The 4,335-nt window shown below is 64.4% G+C and carries 4 protein-coding genes and 2 pseudogenes; 2 read left to right on the top strand and 4 right to left on the bottom strand.

Translation table 11 applies throughout. From position 1 onward, the window contains the following. Window positions 1–210: 210 nt before the first annotated feature. A complete protein-coding gene (locus tag ACFYP3_RS37065; RefSeq protein WP_388842480.1) occupies window positions 211–429 on the bottom strand; it encodes a DUF6225 family protein in 219 nt (72 codons plus the stop codon). A gap of 227 nt (window positions 430–656) precedes the next feature. Further along, window positions 657–1,182, bottom strand: a pseudogene (locus ACFYP3_RS37060) (IS630 family transposase); the annotation flags it as partial. A gap of 448 nt (window positions 1,183–1,630) precedes the next feature. Here ACFYP3_RS37060 and ACFYP3_RS37055 point away from each other — a divergent pair. Then, window positions 1,631–1,882, top strand: a complete 252-nt coding sequence (locus ACFYP3_RS37055; protein WP_388842478.1) for a GntR family transcriptional regulator — start codon at window positions 1,631–1,633, stop codon at window positions 1,880–1,882. A gap of 246 nt (window positions 1,883–2,128) precedes the next feature. Here the strand turns inward: ACFYP3_RS37055 and ACFYP3_RS37050 are convergent, their stop codons facing one another. Next, entirely contained in the window at window positions 2,129–2,326 is a 198-nt protein-coding gene (locus ACFYP3_RS37050; protein WP_388842476.1) for a hypothetical protein, read from the bottom strand. 207 nt (window positions 2,327–2,533) lie between these two features. Beyond that, window positions 2,534–2,932, bottom strand: a complete 399-nt coding sequence (locus ACFYP3_RS37045; protein ID WP_388842474.1) for an IS110 family transposase — start codon at window positions 2,930–2,932, stop codon at window positions 2,534–2,536. Between the two features lie 277 nt (window positions 2,933–3,209). Here ACFYP3_RS37045 and ACFYP3_RS37040 point away from each other — a divergent pair. Continuing rightward, a pseudogene (locus ACFYP3_RS37040) lies at window positions 3,210–3,714 on the top strand (IS5/IS1182 family transposase); the annotation flags it as partial. Window positions 3,715–4,335: the final 621 nt, after the last annotated feature.

Here is a 4,335-nt window from a genome sequence, read left to right as displayed (position 1 = left end):
TTCGTTGCATCCGGCGTGGCCGTACTGAAGGTCTTGTCACATGGCTGTGACCTGCTGCTTCTCCCAGCAGCCAGGACTATGAATCAGCCCTGCTCGATGAACTTCCACTGGAAATTGTTGAGTTGCCTGCGTGTCACGACAACAGCCCTACCCCGTTCCACCCCACGAGGAGGGCAAAACTCAGGACCTGATCACAGCACCACACAGGCCCTAGGAGGTGGAGCGGCCCTCGGCGTGCTTCGAGGAAGCCATCAAGCCAGCTGGGTCATTTTCCATGGGTTCGGCTTCGAGGAGCATGGACTCGCCATGATCCTCGAAGCCGTCTGGGGAGTCTGCTGCACCGATGCGGATCGAGGTCTCACCTGGGAGGAAAAGGAACGCATCGCGCAGCGTGCACACACGGGGAGTGCGCTTAATCGTGTCAACCATGGGCAGAGGCTACGGCCGTGACAGACGGGGGTCGGTTCAGCCGCGCCGAAAACCGAAGGTGCCGGTGTCCCGCAGCAGCAGATCATCCACGATTTTGCCAAGGCCCCCGCGAAGGCGGTCAATGGCATCAGGGACTGGCTACCGCAGAAAGAAAACGTCGAAGTCGTTGTGGAGTCAAACTCTGCTCTCGCAGGCGGTCTGGGGGATAAGCGGCGCCTAGTGCCGTATCAGGCAGCGCTTGCCCTGTCGACGACGGCGCGTAGGCGCGCCGTCGTCCGCGCGGCGGTTTCGCCAGACGACGTAGCGTCGGATCATGCTGCACTGCTCTTTGTGGTCGGCGTGGTCGGTGCCGTCGAGAACGAAGTAGCGCAGGGCCTGAACTGGGCCTCGATTCGGTTGCGCCAGGTGGTCTAGTTCGGGGTGTAGGCCATCGACGTTGTTCGCCGCAGCCCAGGTGCCGACGCGTTGGCATTTCTTCGTCGTCAGCTGCGGGGAGAAGTTGTCACTGACGATCGAGGTGCGGACTTCGGGCGGGTAGAGCGTCCGCAGATAGCGGCAGAATTTCAGGAACTGCGTCCGCCGCTGGACCCGCTTGATGTGGCGCAGACCTTGTCCTTGGCCAGGTCCAGGGCAGCGAAGAGGTGTCGTACTCCGCCCTAGTGGTTTGTAGGTCGCCCGGCGCCGCCGACGGGGCTTCACGGTCGGGGGTGTGTGCTTGCCGCCGCGTTCGGCCCGTTGCTTCCCCGGGGTGGGCCACCCCGGCAGGGCCGCACGCCATCCGGCACAGCACCCGGACCGCGCGTCACATCACGACAGGGCAAACGTTCCCTAATACGGCACTAACGCTCCACGGTCCGCTGCCGTCCCCCGCACTCCAGCGTTTCCCGGATCTCCGCCTGAGGCAAGACCGTCGAACCCTAGAGTACGGCGTAACACGGAGCCCTATCAGCAACATGGGGTACCTCTGCGCAAGAATACCGGCACCATCCTTACTGGGAGTTCGGCTCGCCGATGAGACCGCTGGTGGGTGGAGATAGACGGTCGCGAGAAATAGCGTTGCCAAATCTGCCGCTCCTGCCCTCACATTGCAGCCCATGCCCCCGCTGCCAGAGGCCTCTTGAGTTCAAGACGAGATGCATGCCATAGCATCCTAGGCGCGCCCTACCTCGCCAGTATGGGATGGCATACCTAGCTTTGAGCGATGATTCGATTTGCCCCCGACATTCCACGCTGGCGGCAGGTGGCCGAGGTACTGCGAGGACGTATCGCTGATGGCACCTACCTGCCACGCTCCCGGGTACCGTCAGTAGTACAGCTGACCGAAGAGTTCGGGATTGCCGCAGCCACAGCGCAGAAGGCCTTACGAGCGCTTCGGGAGGAGGGACTGACGTACACCGAGCCGGGGTTGGGTTCGTTTGTCGAGGAAGAGCCGTGGTCTATCCCTGTCAACTGAGACCGTGGCTTCGGCAGGGAGCGCGGAGCGAGTGCTGTCTGGTTCCGGGGAATCACGGAGCCCCGAAAAATGCACCGCTGCAGGGCTCGCTGCCGGGGAGGGTGTCCTGGGGTGGCAGGTCAAGGCCCGCCTGATGAGACGCTGTCGCGGTCATCGCCGAGGTACGCTCAGGGCTGAACCCGACGGGATCTGCGGCATCATGCTGGACTTGAAGTCGACGGCTGCCCAAGGCGCTGGAGACGAGGCTCACGGCCACATGGCCGGCAGCAAAGTCGCCATTGCCAATAGCCGTGGGGGCGGTGATCCTGACCCGAGCCGGAAGTCGAGATCAGGATCTGTGGTGGCATGGTTGGGCACGACCAGTGCGGCTGCGTCGATGCCTGGGGCGGCGGCGGTCTGTTCGTCGAGTGCGGCAAAGATGTCCTCGCCCAGCCAGTCGGCCATCCGCGGTGCCTTGGGCAGTATCAGTGTGCCCAGCCGTCGCCTTCCGGCCCTTGCGGATCTGGGCCGGGGGGACCGAACTGGTCCAGCAGCCTGAGCACGGCCGGGTGCTGGATACGCGGGCCCAGGACCCGTTCCAGGGACGGGTGGATCTGCGTGAGGAGGCCGAAGAACCGGTTGGCGATCCAGGTGGACTCGCCCGCGAGATGTTCATGGAACCCGGGCGATCATCGCGAGCTCGGCAGCCGTCTCGTCGGCGGGATCGATCGTCCGCAGGGTGTGGGGCATCGCTCTGGCGGCGTCGGCGATGATGAACGCGTCGCGGGCAGCGGCCCGTGCCTCACCATGGTAGAGATCGGCGATCCACCGCATCGTCGGCCCGGGCAGGCGGCCGCCCTGGCAGCCCGCATCATCCCGGGCGACCGCCAGAGGCAGAACGCCTATGAACGCCGGATGGTCGAGGACCACGAGCACGGTCCCGTGCCTGGCCCGGAGCCTTTCGGAGAGCTCCCGCAGCTTGGGATCGCTGTTGGGTAGCGGCTTGTCGAACACCTTCTTCCCCGCCCGGTTCACGGCGGTGGCGTGATGACCATCCTTGCCGACGTCCAAGCCCACCTAGACGTCGATGCCAGCCTCGTCCGACATGCCGTTCGCTCCCGTGCTCGCATTCTCCCCGGCCCCACCTGTGGTATCAGCGTGCCGGCATCCACGTCGCGAAGAGACTGCCAAAAGGCACTCGTGGCTCTATCAGCGGTCTGCCCATGCCTCCGGCACCGGCGACACCACCCTTTCGATCATCCTGACTGGGAGCTCACGTCATACCGGCGCCGAAGGCCAGAAGCCCCATTGCGAGACCACAAGGACGGTAACAGGGCCAGGACGCGAGGAGCCCGTCGATCGCTCACGCGGCCGCTCCCACGGAGGCTCGAGCACCGACGGCCGAACCCGATCCCTGGCATTCACCGTCCGTCACTGCAGGCCAAGCCGGTGAGGGCATCTGTCTTCGAGACGGTGATGGCCTTCGAGACGGTGATGGCCCTCATACGCGTGCCCCAGATCGGACGCGGGCCCAACCGACGGCGGTCTGGCCGACCACTCATACCTCACGCGCCATTCGGGCCCATCCACGACGCCAGGGAATCCGCGCGGTCATCCCACAGCCGTCCGAACAGACCGGCCACCGCCAACGACGAGGCCGCCACGGCGGGCGCCCACCCGGCTTCAACCGTGAGGCAGATAAGCAACGGAACACCTTCGAACGCTGCATCAACCGCCTCGAGCAGTGGCGCGGCCTGGCCACACGAACCGACATTGCCATCGCCTATCACGCCGCACTCCCCCTCGTTGGCACCCTCATCTGCACCCAACCGCCGACCAAAGAGAGAACCTAGACGTGTGAGCCGAACTATGACCCAATCCGAGCGAGCAGGCCGTGGACTTGGATAACGAGGCCGTGTCTCGGTTCTCGATTCGAGGCGCCTGGTTGGCGAAGCCATTGCCGACTCAAATGATCACCCAATGACTGAGACCACGTTTCACGGCTGGAGGCGAGTGCAGACTAATCCACCGCTAAGATCTCCGCACCTGCAATCACCAAGGCTTCCGGGTCTCGCAACAACCTTGGTCTTGCACACCTCGTTCCTGCACGGCCCAAGGCATGGTCTTTGTCGGACGAGCTGCGGGGTTATCCGCCAGCTTCGAATGGCCTATGAGGTGTTCTCCGGGCAAGCCATTCATGACGTGGGATGCCTAACGTCTCTGTTAAGCACACCGATTCAGCGAAGCACGGGAGATGTCATGTCCAGTCCGCGCCGCAGACTAGCCCGCAACTGCATAGCTACGGTCACGGCAGGAGCGCTGGTCACTGCAGCTGCGCTCGCGACGCCCCAGAAGCACACGCCGCCTGGCGCAGATACTGCCATGGGCGCCTACCTCGACTTCGGGCCGCCGGGAGTGGCCCGGATCCCGCACCTGTCGAACTGGCTGGGCGGCAGGGAGATCCGGGTCGGACA

This window comes from Streptomyces sp. NPDC005533, assembly GCF_042871845.1.
Lineage (GTDB): Bacteria > Actinomycetota > Actinomycetes > Streptomycetales > Streptomycetaceae > Streptomyces.
The sequence above is the reverse complement of the archived record's forward strand: the minus strand, read 5'-3'. Positions and strand labels throughout refer to the sequence as shown.

What these genes read in the sequence shown, in the direction of transcription:
- ACFYP3_RS37065 (WP_388842480.1), bottom strand. Translation starts at nt 429, where the DNA reads ATGGTTGACACGATTAAGCGCACTCCCCGTGTGTGCACGCTGCGCGAT.
- ACFYP3_RS37055 (WP_388842478.1), top strand. Translation starts at nt 1,631, where the DNA reads ATGATTCGATTTGCCCCCGACATTCCACGCTGGCGGCAGGTGGCCGAG.
- ACFYP3_RS37050 (WP_388842476.1), bottom strand. Translation starts at nt 2,326, where the DNA reads ATGGCCGACTGGCTGGGCGAGGACATCTTTGCCGCACTCGACGAACAG.